This is a genomic window from Acidimicrobiales bacterium, from assembly GCA_035536915.1.
Taxonomy (GTDB): Bacteria; Actinomycetota; Acidimicrobiia; order Acidimicrobiales; family JAHWLA01; genus JAHWLA01.
On record DATLNE010000009.1, the window covers coordinates 81,173 to 95,941 of the forward strand.

Below are 14,769 nucleotides of genomic sequence, written 5' to 3' on the forward strand. Positions count from 1 at the left end.
CCTGTTGGGCCTCGGGGCCACCCGGGCCGACGTCGGCCAAACCGGCGAGGAGTCGTGGGTGGTGCTCGCCGACCCCGAGGGCAACGAGTTCTGCGTGCTGCGGGCGCTGCCGTAATTCGTTGGCGCGGGCGGCGCCGCTCCGCTTGTATCTCCTCTCGTGACCGGCCACGTACAACACCTTCTGCGGCCGCTCTCGATGTCGGCCGCGTAACCCGACCCGTCGAGAGGAGATCACCAATGCAGTCCCACCCCTTCGTCCACGACGCGCTCGTGCGTGAGCGCATCGGCCGCCTGCTTTCGGCGCCCCGGCCGCGCCGACCGGGTGCGGAAGTCGACGCAAAGCGTCCTCCCGCTCCTGCTGTCACTGCCGCCGCCGGCGCCGGCCCACCGCAGTAACGATGTGCCAGGGTGTCCCCGATGGATGGGGACACCCTGGTGCGCGACGGGCTCGAGTTGCTGTTCGTGATCGCTGTCGGCGGCATGCTCTGGTCGAGCATCAAGCGGCTGCGGCGGGGCGAGATCAGCGCCTACCTGTGCGTCGCCTGCGGACGGCCCACGTCTCGGGCCTACCCGCGTTGCAAGCACTGCGACGTCGAGCAGCCCCATGCGTGAGCGCTACCTCGTCACCAACGGCATCACGCTGTTCGCCGTCGAGGCCGGGCCGCAGCACGGGCCGCTGGTGTTGTTGGTACACGGGTGGCCCGAGTTCTGGTGGTCGTGGCGCCACCAACTCCCCGTGCTGGCCGACGCCGGCTACCACGCGGTGGCCGTCGACCTGCCCGGCTACGGCCGCAGCGACAAGCCAGATGTCGTCTACGACGAACGCTGGGTCAACACGTGCCTGGCCGGCGCCGTCACCGCGCTGGGCCACGACGACGCCGTGATCGTCGGCCACGACTGGGGCGGGCTGTTGGCCTGGCCCTTCGCCCGCCGATTCCCCGAACGCACCCGTGCCGTGGTCGGGGTCAACACCCCCGACTTCGCCCGCCCGCCGACAGCGCCGGTCGAGCTCATGCGCCAGTTCCTCCCCCGCCCCAACTACATCGTGCAGTTCCAAGAGCGTGGCCCGGCCGAGTGGTTCCTCGGCTCCGACGTGCGGGCGTGGCTGACCGGCGTCTTCCGCGGCCCGGCCACCCATCGCTTCGAAGCCTTCCCCGACGACGTGCTCGACCGATACGTCGAGGTGTTCGGCGCGATGGGCGCCGTGGGGCCGCCCATCGAGTACTACCGCAACATGGACCGCAACTGGGAGCTGGCCGCCGACCTCCCCGAACTGGTGCAGGCGCCCGCCCTCATGGTCACCGCCGAACACGACCCCGTGCTGCGCCCGGCCATGGCCGAAGGCATGGAGGCGCGGGTGCCCAACCTGCGCGACACCGTGCTCATCGAGGACTGCGGCCACTGGACGCAGCAGGAACAACCGGAGGCGTTCAACCGGGCCTTGCTCGCCTTCTTGGACAATCTCTGAGCATTCACTCGTACAATGCGAGTGTGGACTATCGGGTAGACGAGCTGGCCGCCGCCGCCGACGTCTCCGTCGACACGGTGCGCTTCTACCAGTCGAAGGGGCTGCTGCCCCCGCCGCGACGGGAGGGGCGGGTGGCGTGGTACGGCGGCGACCACCTTGACCGCCTCGACCGCATCCGGCGGCTGCAGGCCCGGGGCCTCACCCTGGCGGTCATCCGCCGGCTGCTCTCGGGCGAGCTCGACGCCGCCGACGAGGCCTTGGTCACCGCGGTGGCCGAGCCGCCGACGGCGGAGTCGTTCTCGCTCGAGGAACTGGCCGAGCGCAGCGGGATCCCCTTGCCGCTGCTGCAGGCGGTCGAGCGCGAGGGCCTGCTCGTCCCCCGTCGCGACGGCTATACCGCCGACGACGTGGCCGTGGCCCGGGCCGGGCTCACGCTGTTGGAGCAGGGGCTGCCGCTGCCCGAAGTCCTCGACCTGGCCCGTGCCCACCACGCCGCCATGCGGGCGGTGGCCGAGCAGGCCGTGGCGCTGTTCGACGAGCACGTACGCCGGCCGCTGCGCACCTCGGGCCTTCCCGACGAGGAGGCCGCCGCCCGGTTGGTCGACGCCTTCCAGACGCTGCTGCCGGCGACGGCGTCGTTGGTCGGCCACCACTTCACCCGCACCTTGCTGGCGGTGGCCCAGGAACACATCGAACGAGTGGGCGACGAGGCCGAGCTCGCGGCCGTGAGGAGCGCACGATGAACCTGCCCCAGGGCGAGGCCAAGGTCCGGGCCGTGCGCGACATGTTCGACGCCATCGCGCCTCGCTACGACTTGGTGAACCGCATCATGACCTTCCGCCTCGACGTGTGGTGGCGGCGCCTGTCGGTGCGATCGCTCGGCCTGCCCCCGGGCGCAGTGGTGCTCGACCTGGCTGCGGGCACGGGCGACCTGTGCCGCGAGCTCACCGCCGCCGGGTTGCAACCGGTCGGCGTCGACATGTCGTGGGGCATGCTCGCCCATGCCCGTACCACGGCACCGCTGGTGCAAGCCGACGCCCTTCGGCTCCCCGTGCCCGACGGTTCGGTGGCCGGCGTCACGTGCGGGTTCGCCCTGCGCAACTTCGTGGCGTTGGAGCCCTTCTTCGCCGAGTTGGCCCGTGTCGTGCGACCCGGCGGGCGCATCGCCTTGCTGGAGGTGGCGGAGCCTGCCAACCCGGTGTTGCGCAAAGGCCACGCCGTCTACTTCGGCAAGGTGGTGCCCCGCATCGGTGCTCTGTTGTCGGACGGGGCCGCCTACCAGTACCTGCCGAAGTCGGTGGCGTACCTGCCGCCACCCCCTGAGTTGCTGGCCCTGCTCGCGGCGGCGGGCTTCGACGCCGTGGAACGACGACTGCTCAGCGGCGGCATCAGCCAACTGCTGACTGCCACGAGGAGGCCCGCATGACCGTGGCCCGCACACTCCGTGGGCTGACAGTGCGAACGGTGGCCCTCGACAGGCCGGTCGACCTCGCCGCCTTCGCGGGCGACGACGGGCTGCTCTACGAACACGACGGCGCGGGCTTGGCCGGACGTGGCGTGGCCATGCGCATCAGCGGCCGCTTGGCCGAGCTGCCCGAGCGGGTGACCCGGGCGCTGCACTCCATCTCCTCGCACGACGACGTGGGCCTGCCCGGCTGCGGGCCCGTCGCCATGGGGGCACTGCCCTTCGACCCCGATGCCGAAGGCTCGATGGTGATCCCGGCCACGGTGGTCGGGCGCGCCGCCGACGGCACGTCGTGGATGACGACCGTCGCCGGATGGCCCGAAGAGACGGCCCCGATGCCGGTCGAACGGCGGCCTCCCGACCGCTTCACCCTCGACGCGGTGCGATCGCACGAGGACTGGTGCGAGGCCGTGGCCCGGGCGGTCGAGGTCATCCGCAGCGGGCGGCTCGACAAGGTGGTGCTGGCCCGCGAGGTGCGGGTGGAGGCCAACCGCCCGATCCTGCCCGTCGACGTGCTCGGCCGGCTGCGCACGCTGTACCCCTCGTGCCGGCTCTTCTCCGTCGAGGGTTTCGTGGGCGCCAGCCCTGAGATTCTCATCTCACGATGTGAGACGACGGTTCGCTCGCACCCGTTGGCCGGGACCATCCCCCGCAGCGGCAACCCGGCGGCCGACGACGCGCTGGCCGAAGCGTTGCTGGGGTCGCAGAAGGACCGGTGGGAGCACCGGCTGGTGGTGGAGGAGGTGGCCGCCGCGCTGACGCCGCACTGCGAAGTCCTCGAAGTGCCGGAAGGCCCGTCGATCGTGCCCTTGCGCAACGTGTCGCACCTGGGCACGGCCATCGTCGGACGGTTGCACCCCGACGGTCCCGACGCGTTGACCTTGGCCGCCCTGCTCCACCCCACGCCCGCGGTGGGCGGCACGCCCACCCGTGAGGCGTTGTCACTGATCGCCGAGCTCGAAGGGCTCGACCGTGGCCGGTACGCAGGGGCCGTGGGGTGGGTCGACGGCAACGGCGACGGGGAGTTCGCGGTAGGCATCCGTTCCGCCGAGCTCGACGGCAGCAGCGCTCGGCTGTTCGCAGGCGTGGGGGTGGTGGCCGACTCCGACCCGGCCGCCGAGCTGGCCGAGACGCAGCTGAAGCTGCAGGCGCTGCTGGCCGCCGTCGTACGCCCGTAGCGCCACTAGCGTCGGAGGCGATGCCGCAGTCCGTCGTCCTCGTGCACGGGTTCACCCAGACGGCCGCGTCGTGGGACGGCGTGCTCGACGGCACCGCCATCGACGTCGTGCCCCACGACGACCTGTGGGCCACCGCTCGACACATCGGCGAGCAGTACGGCCCTGCCGCCTACGTGGGCTACTCCATGGGCGGGCGCCTGTGCCTGCACCTGGCGCTGGCCACACCGGAAGCGGTGGAGCGGCTGGTCGTGTTGGGCGCCACCGCCGGCATCGAAGACGAGCGGGAGCGGGCGGCCCGGCGCCAAGCCGACGAACGGCTGGCCGACGACATCGACCGCGACGGCGTGGACGCCTTCCTCGAACGGTGGCTCTCGCACCCCATGTTCGGCGGGCTGCCCGAACCCGGCCCCCGGCGGCGCGACCCGGGCATCCTGGCCGCCTGCCTGCGCAGGCTCGGCACCGGGGTGCAAGAGCCGTTGTGGGACCGGCTGCCCGCGCTGTCGATGCCGGTGTTGGTGGTGGCGGGCGAACGAGACGACAAGTTCATCGCCATCGGCCGGCGCATGGCCGAGGCCATCGGCACCAACGCCCGCTTCGCCGTGGTTCCGGGCGCGGGCCACGCCGCCCACTTGGAAGAGCCGACTGCCTTCCGGGAGGTCGTGGAACCCTTCCTACAGGGCGATGCCGAAGGCGAAGAGGGCGCCGAAGGCCAGCTGTAGCCGGGCCGTGTCCTGAAGCACGGCCACCAGGCCGCGCCCCGACTCGCCCGCCAGCACGGTGCGAACCGGGCGCACGGCGAACCAGATGGCCAGCAGCACGACGGCGGCGGCCGGTTCCATCATGGCCACGGGCAGGGCCAGCACGAAGGGCGCCACTGCGCACGACACGTACAGCAGCCGGGTGGCGTCGTCGCCGATGCGCACGGCCAGCGTGTGCTTGCCTGCGGCGGTGTCGCCGGGGATGTCGCGCAGGTTGTTCACCACGAGCAGGGCGGTGGCCAACAGCCCCACGGGCACAGCAGCGAGCAGGGCCAGGAACGGCACCCGCTCGAGGTGCACGTAGGCCGATCCGATGACGGCCACGAGCCCGAAGAATACGAAGACGAACACCTCGCCCATGCCCGCGTAGCCGTAAGGGCGTGGCCCCCCGGTGTAGAGCCAGCCTGCGGCGATGGACGCCGCGCCCACGAGCAGCAGACGAGGGTCGACGGCCAGCGACAGCAGCAGCCCGACGGCCCCGGCCACGGCGAAGGCGGCGATGGCGGCCCGTTTCACCGCAGTGGGCGTAGCCAGCCCGGCCGCCACCAATCGCACCGGGCCGACGCGGGCGTCGTCGGTGCCGCGCACGCCGTCGCTGTAGTCGTTGGCGTAGTTGGTGCCGACCTGGATGGCCAGGGCCACGACCATGGCGGCGGCGGCCCGCCACCACACGACGATGCCTCCGGCATGCGCAATGGCGGTGCCGACGAGGACAGGGACGACGGCGGCGGGCAGGGTGCGGGGGCGGGCGCCGGCCACCCACGGAGAGTTGTTGCGCATGTCGGCCGGCTACCCTACCGGCGGTGCCCCGGCTGGTTCCCCTCGACGCCACCCTGGCGCCCGACTTCGTGTCCGCCCTGCGGCGGGTGTGGGACGCCGGCGACGCCGCCTTGCCCGTCGACCCCCGCCTCTCCCGGCCCGCCGTGGAGGCTGTGCTGGCGTCGATGCGAGTCGGCGAGGCGGTGGAGGACGGCGACGCCCTGGTGGTGCCCACCAGCGGGTCGACCGGCGAGCCCAAGGGGGTCGTGCTCACCCATGGCGCGGTGGCGGCATCGGCGACGGCGGCGTCGCAGCGGCTGGGCGTGGACGACAGCGACCGGTGGCTGGCGTGCCTGCCGTTGGCCCACATCGGCGGGCTGTCGGTGGTGACCCGGGCCATGGTGACGGGCACCGCGCTGACCTTCGACGTCGACGACCCCGCCGCCACGTTGGTGTCGTTGGTGCCCACGCAGGTCGAGCGCATGGACGTGACGCGCTTCCGGGCCGTGCTGGTGGGCGGCTCGGCCGACTGGCGTCGGGACCGGCCGCCCAACGTGCTGCGCACGTACGGCCTGACCGAGGCCGGCAGCGGCGTCGCCTACGACGGCGTGCCCCTCGACGGCGTGGAGGTGCGGGTCGACGACGACGGGCAGGTGTGGCTGCGGGGGCCGATGCTGCTGCGCTGCTACCGCGACGGCGCCGACCCCAAGGACGGCGAGGGTTGGTTCCCCACCGGCGACGCCGGGCGCTTCGAGGACGGGCGCGTGCACATCGAGGGCCGCATGGGCGACGTCATCGTGACCGGTGGCGAGAAGGTGTGGCCGGCTCCCGTGGAAGCAGTGCTGCGCACCCATCCCCAGGTGGCCGACGTGGCCGTGGTGGGCCGTCCCGACGACGAATGGGGCCGACGGGTGGTGGCCGTCGTCGTGCCTGCAGGCGAGCCGCCGAGCCTTGACAGCCTGCGCGGCTGGGTCAAGGAACGGCTGCCCGCCTGGTGCGCGCCGCGGGAGGTGGAGGTGGTCGACGCCCTCCCCCGCACCGCGATCGGCAAGGTCCGCCGCGCCGAGTTGTAACCCCCCGAAGTTGCGTAGCAATCGCGCCGTTTTACGGCGCGATCCGTACACAACTTCGGGTCGTGGGGGCTAGGAGTAGACGAAGACGGGCGTGCCCAGCGGCATGAGGTTCGCCGCCCAGATGAAGTCGATGGCGCCGTTGGAGACGCGGGCGCAGCCGTGGGAGGCCGGGTACGGCGGGATGCTGGGCGAGCCGTGGATGGCGTAGCCGCCGGTGAAGTACTTGGGCCGCCACAGGTTGCCCAGGTCGGATGTGCGCATCCCGTTGATGTGCCGGTAGATGGAGAACGAGCCTTCCGGCGTGCGGGCCACCGCGGTGCCGCCCTCGGTGCGGTAGCGGTCCCCGTTGCCGGTGGAGGTGTTGAAGATCCACAGCGGTTGGCCGTCGCGCACCACGGTGATGATCTGGCGCGACTTGTCGATCTCCACCGCGTAGCCGCTGCGGCTCCGCACGGGCGGGCGCACGGCTCGCTCCAGGGCGCTGCGTTCGGCACCGCCGATCGTGCCGGTGCGCGGCAACCCGGCGGCCTTCTGCAAGGCCCACGTGGCCTGTTGCATCAAGAAGCCCGACTGGCCGTCGACGGGCACCCAGTAGCCCAGCTCGTACATGCGTTGTTGCACCGCCTGCACCGAGTGGCCCAGCGAGCCGGGCGCCATGATGTCGGCGCCCGAGGCGATCCAGTAGCCGCCGCCGGTCGGCACCGCGGCGATGGCGACGGCCTTCTTGCCCGGCGGCACCCGGCCCGAGCCCGAGCCGTAGAAGCCTGCGTCGCCGAAGGTGAACACGCCGCCGTCGGCCCCCGCCATCCAGTAGCCGTTCCCCGTGGGGGTGGTGGCCATCGAGGTGATGGGCCGCACCAGCTTGATCGAGCCGGTGGAGCCCAGGAAGGGGGCGTTGAAGGCGAAGATGCCGCCGTCGGAGGCCACCATCCAATAGCCGCCGCTCGGGTGGGCGGCCATGCCGACGACCGGCTGGTTCAGCCTCGTGCCGCCCATGGAGCCGTAGAACGCGGCGTTGCCGAAGGTGAAGATGCCGCCGTCACGGGCCACCAGCCAGTAGCCGCCGCCGTCGGGGGTCGAGGCCATGCCGACAATGGGCTGGTTGAGGTGCTGTCCGCCCATGGAGCCGTAGAAAGCGGCGCTGCCGTAGGTGAAGATGCCGCCGTCGGAGGCCACCAACCAGTAGCCCGTGCCACTGGGATGGGCGGCCATGGCCACGATCGGCTTGTTCAGCGGCAGGTGGCCGGCGGAGCCGTGGAAGGGGGCGTTGAAGGTGAAGATGCCGCCGTCGGAGGCCACCAACCAGTAGCCGTTGCCGGCGGCCGGTGCCATGCCCACGATGGGCGAGGCCAAGCGGGTGCCCTCGGTGGAGCCGTGGAAGGGGGCGGAGCCGAAGGTGAAGACCGTGGGGTCGCCGCCGCCCTCGGCGTAGGCCGGTAAGAGAAGCGTCGAAGCGACGACGGCGACGATCAGGACGAGGGCGCGCATACGGGACACGGCGGTGCATGGTACCGACCGGTAAGGAACACCCGTTCATCGGCCGATAGAAGGGCATGCCCTATTCGGCTGAGATCAGTCGCGCCAACCCGACGTGCTTCTTGTTCCTCATCGACCAGTCGGAATCGATGCGGGACCCCATCGGTGGCGGCGACGTGCCCATGCAGAAGGCCGAGGCCGTGGCCGACGCCGTCAACCGCCTGCTCTCGGAGCTGTCGATCAAGTGCGCCAAAGAAGACGGCGTCCGCGACTACTTCCACGTCGGCGTCATCGGTTACGGCGCCAAGGTCGGCCCCATCTTCGACGGCGCCTTGGCCGGACGCGACCTGGTGCCGCTGAGTGAGGTAGCTGCCCAGCCCGCTCGGGTCGAGGAGCGCACCCGCCCGGCCAGCCGAGGGCGTTCGGCTTTGGCCGTCAAAGTGCCCACGTGGTTTTCGCCCGTGGCCTTCGGCGACACGCCGATGACCGGCGCGCTCACGCTGGCCCGCACCGTGCTGGCTCGGTGGCTGGCCGAGCACCCCGGCGCCTTCCCGCCCATCGTGGTCAACGTCACCGACGGCGAGTCCACCGACGGCGACCCGTCGCCCGCCGCCGCCGCCCTGCGCGGGCTGGGCTCGACCGACGGCAACGTCTTGTTGTTCAACCTCCACCTGTCGTCGGACCAGAGCGACCCGGTGGTGTTCCCCTCCGGCGACGACCACTTGCCCGACGACTACGCCCGGCTGCTCTTCCGCATGTCGAGCCCGTTGCCCGACGACATGCGCAACGCGGCTGTGCGGCGCGACGTGTCGATGTCGGACGGGGCGCGGGGCTTCGCCTTCAACGCCGACATCTCCAGCATCGTGCAGTTCCTCGATGTCGGCACCCAGGTGATGGACCTGCGCTAATGCGCGTATCCGTGTCCACGCTGTGGGTGCCACGCGCGGGCAGCACGGTGGCCCAGTACGAGGACGCCTTCTACCCGCCCGCCGACGGCCCCCGCCACGCCCGCCGGTTGCGCTTCGCGGTGGCCGACGGCGCCAGCGAGTCGATGTTGGCCGGACTGTGGGCCGGGCTGCTCGTGCGCACGTGGTGCAAGGCCCGGCGCCGTTCTCTCTCGCAGATCTTGGAGTTGGCCAAGGGCGCGTGGGACGTGGAGCTGGCCGCCTACCTCGAAGACCGCGACCGCACCGACCGCCCCATCCAGTGGTTCGAGGAACCGGGATTGGAGCGCGGCGCCTTCGCCACCTTGCTCGGGGTCGCCTTTTCCACCAAGTCGCCGTCGAGCGGCGAGTGGGAAGCCACTGGGCTGGGAGACAGCTGCCTGTTCCAGGTGCGCGGCGGCGACCTGTTGAGCGCCTTCCCGTTGAAGTCGTCGAGCGAGTTCGACAACACGCCCACACTGGTGCCGAGCCGCACCGACGCACCCGCTGCAGAAGTCGAACGCGGCGACTGGCGCACGGGCGACACCTTCTTCCTCGCTACCGACGCGGTGGCGGCGTGGTTCCTGCGCTCGCACGAGGGAGGCGGCGCGCCGTGGGACGAGCTCGCCGGACTGGGCGCCGTGCAGTTCCCCGACTGGGCCGCGGCCCGGCGGGCCGACCGGACCTTGCGCAACGACGACGCCACCGTCGTGCGCATCGTGGTGGCGTAGATGGACGGGCCCCGCGGCGCCGACTACCTCGAAGCCCTGCAGTTCCCCGAGGAGTCGTTCCGCGACCCCGAACTGGCGGCGGGCGCTGTCGAGCTGTCGGCGCTGGGACTGCCCCGCCCGGTGAGCGGCAACGTGGCGTCGGTGTTCAAGGTGACGGCGCCGTCGGGCCGTGCCTATGCCGTGCGGTGCTTCGTGCGGCGCTACGAGACGTTGTCGGCCCGGTACGCGGCAGTGGCGCAGCGGCTCGGCAAGGTCGACGGCACGTGGAAGGTCGGCGTCGACTTCCAACCCGAAGGGGTGTTGGTGGGCGACACGTGGCAGCCCATCGTGAAGATGGACTGGTCGGAAGCGACCCCGTTGCTGCCGTGGGTGGAGGCGCACCTCTGGGACACCGCTGCGCTCTCGTACGTAGCGGCCCGCTTCGCGGCCGTGGTCGGTGAGCTGCGGGCTGCGGGCATAGCCCACGGCGACCTGCAGCACGGCAACATCCTGGTGGCACCCGGCGGCGACATCCGGCTGGTCGACTACGACGGCATGTACGTGCCCGAGATGGCGCGCATGCGGTTGCACAGCAGTGAACTGGGCCATCGCAACTACGCCCACCCTGGGCGCACGCTCGACGACTTCGGCCCCTACCTCGACGCCTTCCCCTCGTGGGTCGTCTACGCCTCGCTCGCCGCGCTGTCGATCGACCCCCTCCTGTGGGGACGCCTCGACGGCGGCGACGAGTGCCTGCTGTTCCGGGCCGCCGACTTCGCCGACCCCGATCGTTCCGAGGCCTTCGCCTGCTTCGAGTCGAGCGGCGATGCGCGCTTGGGGGCGTTGGCGTCGGCGCTGCGTCGGCAAGTGGCGTTGCCGGTCGCCGAGGTGGAGCCGTTGTCGATGCGGGCCGCCCCGCCCGCGCTGCACTTGGGCGGCACTCAAGAACGCACCCTGCTCGAAGTGCTGCGCACGGCCACCGTTGCCGCGCCTCCTGCCCCTGCGCCTGTCGCAGTGGCGCCGGTCGCGTCCCTCGCCGTGGAAGCGGCGTTCGGCCCGGAGGTCGACCGGCACCGGCGGTCACTGACCGCTGCGTTGGCGCTGCTCGCCGCGGTCCCCTTCTTAGGCGTCGCGGGTGTCGTGCCTGCGGGCGCGGCCGTCGCTGCCGCGCTGGTCGGCGCTGCGGGCGCGGCGCGACTGCTGTTGCGGCAGTTCCACGCACTGCCCTCGGTGCAGGCGTCGAAGCCGCAACAGGCAGCGTTGACCGCTCGGCGCGCGACCGCCGAGGCCGCCCAACGGCGGGTCGACTCGCTGGCCGCCGCTCGCGCTGCGGTCGACGCCGAAGAGCAACAGGCGGCGGCAGCGTTCGCTCGCCTGGAGGACGACTTCCGCCGACGCGAGCAGGCCGAGCTGCAAGTCGTGGACGACGAGTTAAAGCGGGCGGTGGCCGATGTCGCCGCCCGGGAACAGGACGTGTCGCGTGCCGAGCGGGCGGAGGCCGACGACGCCCTGCAGGCGCTGCACGCCCAGGTGCTCGACGTCGAGTTGGCCAACCACCGGGTGGTGCAGGCCAAGCTCCCCGGCATCACCGACAAGGTGGTCTACGGGCTGGCCCTCGACGACATCCGCACGGCGGCCGACATCGCCGACGTGGTGGTGGACGACGAGGTGTTCGTGGTGCGGCCCGACGGGCGACGGGTGCGCTCGGCGTCGTTGGGTGAGGCCGAGGCGCGCACCCTGTTGGCATGGCGTCGGCGCACCGAGGCCCAGTACGCCGACCTGCTGCCAAGCCGGCTGCCGGTCGACCGGGCTGCGGCCATCCGGGCCGCCTACGCCGACAAGCGGGCTGCCTTGGAGGCCGAGGCCGCCGCCGCCCGCGCCGCCGCCACCCAGCGGGCCGACGAAGCGCGCACCGCGTTGGCGGCACAACGGGCGCGCCGGGGCGAGGAGTTGCAGCGGGCCCAGATGGCCGCCGCCGCCCGCCGGCTGGAGATCGACCGGGAGCTCGGCCGCGCCCGCAAGGACGCCGCCGAGGCGCAGTTCCGCCTGCAGGCGGCGGAGCACGACGCGGGTGACGCCCAACACCTCACCCCGAGCGCCTACGTGCGCCTGCTCGTCCGCCGCTGACGGGTTCTGGTCCGTAGATCCGGCGCCAGGGCGCCGGATCTACGGACCAGAACGTCAGGGCGTGACCAAGGCGCCGCCGTCGATGACCATGGTGTGGCCGGTCATCCAGGAGGCGGCGTCGGAGGCGAGGAACAAGGCGGCGTTGGCGATGTCCTCGGGCTCGCCCAGGCGCTTCAACGGGAGTCGGGCGGCGACGGCATCGCCAGCGGGCTCCCACAGGGCGCGGGCGAAGTCGGTCTTGACCAACCCGGGGGCGAGCCCGTTGACCCGCACCTTGGGACCGAGCTCGGCGGCCAACTGCTTGGTCAGGTGGACGACAGCCGCCTTGGTGGCGTTGTAGTAGCCGATGAACGGCTCCACCGACATGCCGCCGATGGACGCCAGGTTGACGATCGACCCGCCTCGTTCCTCCATGGTGGCCCGCCACGCCAGCTGCGACCACAGCACGATCCCCCACTGGTTGACCTGCGTCGTCTTCTCGGCCCGCCCGCGGTCGATGTCGACGAGCGGGCCCATGTAGGGGTTGGTGGCGGCGTTGTTCACCAGGATGTCGAGCCCGCCCAGGCGGTCGACGGTGGCGGCCACGCACGCCGCGGCCTGGTCCTCGTCGCCCGCGTTGGCGGCGAACCACTCGACCTCGCCGGCCATGGTCGAGGCCGCCTCTTTGAGGGCGTCCTCCTTGCGCGACGAGATCATCACCCGGGCACCTGCGGCGGCATAGGCGGCGGCAATCGCCTTGCCGATCCCCCGTGATCCCCCGGTGACCAGCGCGACCTTGCCGTCCAGTCTGAGTTCCATGGGCGACACCCTAGGCTCGGCACCATGAATCGGCTTGCGGCGGAAACCAGCCCGTATCTGCGCCAGCACGCGGACAACCCGGTCGACTGGTACCCGTGGAACGACGAGGCCTTCGAGCGCGCCCGGGCCGAGGACAAGCCGGTGCTGTTGTCGGTCGGGTACTCGGCCTGCCACTGGTGCCACGTGATGGCTCACGAGTCGTTCGAGGACGCCGCCACCGCGGCGGTGATGAACGAGCTGTTCGTCAACATCAAGGTCGACCGGGAAGAGCGGCCCGACGTCGACGCCGTCTACATGGAGGCGGTGCAGGCCGTCACCGGCCAAGGCGGGTGGCCCATGACCGTGTTCCTGACTCCGGACGGCCGGCCGTTCTTCGGTGGCACGTACTTCCCCCCTCGGTCGATGCACGGGCGTCCTGGCTTCGTGGAGCTCATGCAGGCGGTGGCCGAGGCGTGGCGCACAGAGCGCCCGCAGGTCGAGGCCCAGGCCGACCAGCTGGCCGAGGCCGTCCGGTCGCGCACCACGGTCGAGGGTTCCGGGGGCGGCTCGGTGGCGCCCGCGCTCTTGGAACGGGGATACGCCGCGTTGCGCTCGTCGTTCGACCCCGAATGGGGCGGCTTCGGGCGGGCGCCCAAGTTCCCCATGCCGGCGAACTTGGAGTTGTTGCTGCGGGCGTGGTCGCATAATCGAAGCGACGACACGCAACAGATGGTGGTGACGACGTTGGACGCCATGGCGTCGGGCGGCATCTACGACCATCTCGGGGGCGGGTTCTCCCGCTACTCGGTCGACGCCTTCTGGATGGTCCCCCACTTCGAAAAGATGCTCTACGACAACGCCTTGTTGGTGTCGGTGTACCTGCACGCGTGGCAGGCCTTCGGTGAGGCCCGCTACCAGCAGGTGGTGGAAGAGACCGTGGGCTACGTGCTGCGCGACCTGCGGTCGCCCGAAGGCGGCGTGTACTCGGCCGAGGACGCCGACTCCGAAGGCGAAGAGGGCAAGTTCTACGTCTGGCGCATCGAGGACCTGGAGCCTGAGCTGGTCGAGTGGTACGGCGCCACCACGTCGGGCAACTTCGAGGGCCACAACATCCTGCACCGGCCGGTGCGAGGCGACCTGCTGCGGCCCGCCGAGGTGGAGGCGGCCCGGCAACGGCAGTTCGAGTTGCGGGAGAAGCGGGTGCGGCCCGGGCTCGACGACAAAGTGGTGACCGAGTGGAACGGCATGTTCGTCGCCGGGCTGGCCTCGGCGGGGGCCGCCTTCGGCCGTGACGAGTGGGTGCGCACGGCCGAAGAGACAGCGGAGTTCCTGTGGTCGACGTTGCGCCGGGCGGACGGCCGGTGGCTGCGATCGTGGCAGCGTGACGGCGAGGCCCGGGTGCTGGCGTACGCCGTCGACTACGCGTGGTTGGTGGAGGCGTTCGTGCGGTTGGCCGAGGCCTCGGGCCGGGCGGTGTGGATCGAACGGGCCCGGGAGGTGGCCGACGGGTTGCTGTCGTTGTTCGCCGATCCTGACGGTGCGGGCTTCTTCACCACCGGCCACGACGCCGAACGGCTGATCGTGCGGCAGAAGGACCTCTTCGACGGGGCCACGCCTGCCGCCAACTCGGTGGCCTGCGTGGCGCTGTTGCGGCTCGCCGCCCTCACCGGCGACGAGCGGTACTCGGCCGCGGCCGGAGGCGTGCTGTCGCTGCTGGCCGAGCCCATGGAGCACCACCCGGCGGCGTTCTCGTGGCTGCTCGGCGCCGTCGACCTGGTGGTCACCGGGGTGACCGAGGTCGCCGTGGTGGGCGATCGCCCCGACCTGGTGCGGGCCGTGCAGGAGCGCTACCTGCCGACCGCCGTTCTGGCGTGGGGCGAGCCCTACGGGTCACCGCTGTGGGAGAGCCGGTCCGACGGCTTGGCCTACGTGTGCCGCAACTACGCCTGCCAGTCCCCCGCCCCCGACATCGACACCCTCCTCCGCCAACTCGCCTGAACGACTCCGAGACGAACTTGAGGGCCTTGACAAACTGTACAGAGTTCTGTACAGTTG

At 71.6% G+C, this 14,769-nt stretch carries 15 protein-coding genes; 12 read left to right on the forward strand and 3 right to left on the reverse strand.

Annotated features, from left to right (window positions below):
- The first annotated feature begins 4 nt into the window (after nt 1-4).
- The 7 genes from VM938_02505 (at nt 5) to VM938_02535 (ending at nt 4,830) form a co-directional block, all read left to right on the forward strand.
- Nucleotides 5-115: a VOC family protein gene (locus VM938_02505; GenBank protein HVF73896.1), complete on the forward strand. Its 111-nt coding sequence runs from the start codon at nt 5-7 to the stop codon at nt 113-115.
- Between the two features lie 302 nt (nt 116-417).
- Nucleotides 418-612, forward strand: a complete 195-nt coding sequence (locus VM938_02510; GenBank protein HVF73897.1) for a hypothetical protein — start codon at nt 418-420, stop codon at nt 610-612.
- Nucleotides 605-1,468 (forward strand): alpha/beta hydrolase, encoded by an 864-nt coding sequence (locus tag VM938_02515; protein ID HVF73898.1) that lies wholly within the window; start codon nt 605-607, stop codon nt 1,466-1,468. Before VM938_02510 ends, VM938_02515 begins: the two co-directional genes overlap by 8 nt.
- Before the next feature lie 23 nt (nt 1,469-1,491).
- Nucleotides 1,492-2,211 (forward strand): MerR family transcriptional regulator, encoded by a 720-nt coding sequence (locus VM938_02520; GenBank protein HVF73899.1) that lies wholly within the window; start codon nt 1,492-1,494, stop codon nt 2,209-2,211.
- The gene (locus tag VM938_02525) at nt 2,208-2,894 is read left to right on the forward strand and encodes a ubiquinone/menaquinone biosynthesis methyltransferase (GenBank protein ID HVF73900.1); all 687 of its coding nucleotides are present in this window, start codon (nt 2,208-2,210) and stop codon (nt 2,892-2,894) included. Before VM938_02520 ends, VM938_02525 begins: the two co-directional genes overlap by 4 nt.
- Complete coding sequence (locus tag VM938_02530) at nt 2,891-4,111, forward strand: isochorismate synthase (protein ID HVF73901.1); 1,221 nt, start codon at nt 2,891-2,893, stop codon at nt 4,109-4,111. Before VM938_02525 ends, VM938_02530 begins: the two co-directional genes overlap by 4 nt.
- 20 nt (nt 4,112-4,131) lie before the next feature.
- Nucleotides 4,132-4,830: an alpha/beta fold hydrolase gene (locus VM938_02535; protein HVF73902.1), complete on the forward strand. Its 699-nt coding sequence runs from the start codon at nt 4,132-4,134 to the stop codon at nt 4,828-4,830.
- Here the strand turns inward: VM938_02535 and VM938_02540 are convergent.
- A complete protein-coding gene (locus VM938_02540) occupies nt 4,783-5,649 on the reverse strand; it encodes a 1,4-dihydroxy-2-naphthoate polyprenyltransferase (GenBank protein ID HVF73903.1) in 867 nt (288 codons plus the stop codon). The genes VM938_02535 and VM938_02540 overlap by 48 nt on opposite strands.
- Before the next feature lie 23 nt (nt 5,650-5,672).
- Between VM938_02540 and VM938_02545 the strand changes: the two genes are divergently transcribed.
- The gene (locus tag VM938_02545) at nt 5,673-6,701 is read left to right on the forward strand and encodes an AMP-binding protein (protein HVF73904.1); all 1,029 of its coding nucleotides are present in this window, start codon (nt 5,673-5,675) and stop codon (nt 6,699-6,701) included.
- 69 nt (nt 6,702-6,770) lie between these two features.
- On the opposite strand, the gene VM938_02550 is transcribed toward VM938_02545, so the two are convergent.
- Nucleotides 6,771-8,189 carry a L,D-transpeptidase family protein gene (locus VM938_02550; GenBank protein HVF73905.1) on the reverse strand — a complete coding sequence of 473 codons (1,419 nt, stop codon included), beginning with the start codon at nt 8,187-8,189 and terminating at the stop codon, nt 6,771-6,773.
- Nucleotides 8,190-8,254: 65 nt separating this feature from the next.
- Here VM938_02550 and VM938_02555 point away from each other — a divergent pair, with 65 nt between their 5' ends.
- Genes VM938_02555 through VM938_02565 form a run of 3 tightly spaced genes read left to right on the forward strand, consistent with a single transcriptional unit; the run spans nt 8,255 to nt 11,937 of the window.
- Complete coding sequence (locus VM938_02555) at nt 8,255-9,085, forward strand: vWA domain-containing protein (GenBank protein HVF73906.1); 831 nt, start codon at nt 8,255-8,257, stop codon at nt 9,083-9,085.
- Entirely contained in the window at nt 9,085-9,831 is a 747-nt protein-coding gene (locus VM938_02560; protein ID HVF73907.1) for a protein phosphatase 2C domain-containing protein, read from the forward strand. The genes VM938_02555 and VM938_02560 overlap by 1 nt, the downstream gene beginning before the upstream one ends.
- A complete protein-coding gene (locus tag VM938_02565) occupies nt 9,832-11,937 on the forward strand; it encodes a hypothetical protein (protein HVF73908.1) in 2,106 nt (701 codons plus the stop codon). It abuts the gene before it with no gap.
- 54 nt (nt 11,938-11,991) lie between these two features.
- On the opposite strand, the gene VM938_02570 is transcribed toward VM938_02565, so the two are convergent.
- Nucleotides 11,992-12,735 carry an SDR family oxidoreductase gene (locus VM938_02570; protein ID HVF73909.1) on the reverse strand — a complete coding sequence of 248 codons (744 nt, stop codon included), beginning with the start codon at nt 12,733-12,735 and terminating at the stop codon, nt 11,992-11,994.
- A 24-nt stretch (nt 12,736-12,759) separates the two neighbouring features.
- Between VM938_02570 and VM938_02575 the strand changes: the two genes are divergently transcribed.
- Nucleotides 12,760-14,712, forward strand: a complete 1,953-nt coding sequence (locus VM938_02575) for a thioredoxin domain-containing protein (protein HVF73910.1) — start codon at nt 12,760-12,762, stop codon at nt 14,710-14,712.
- Nucleotides 14,713-14,769 lie beyond the last annotated feature (57 nt).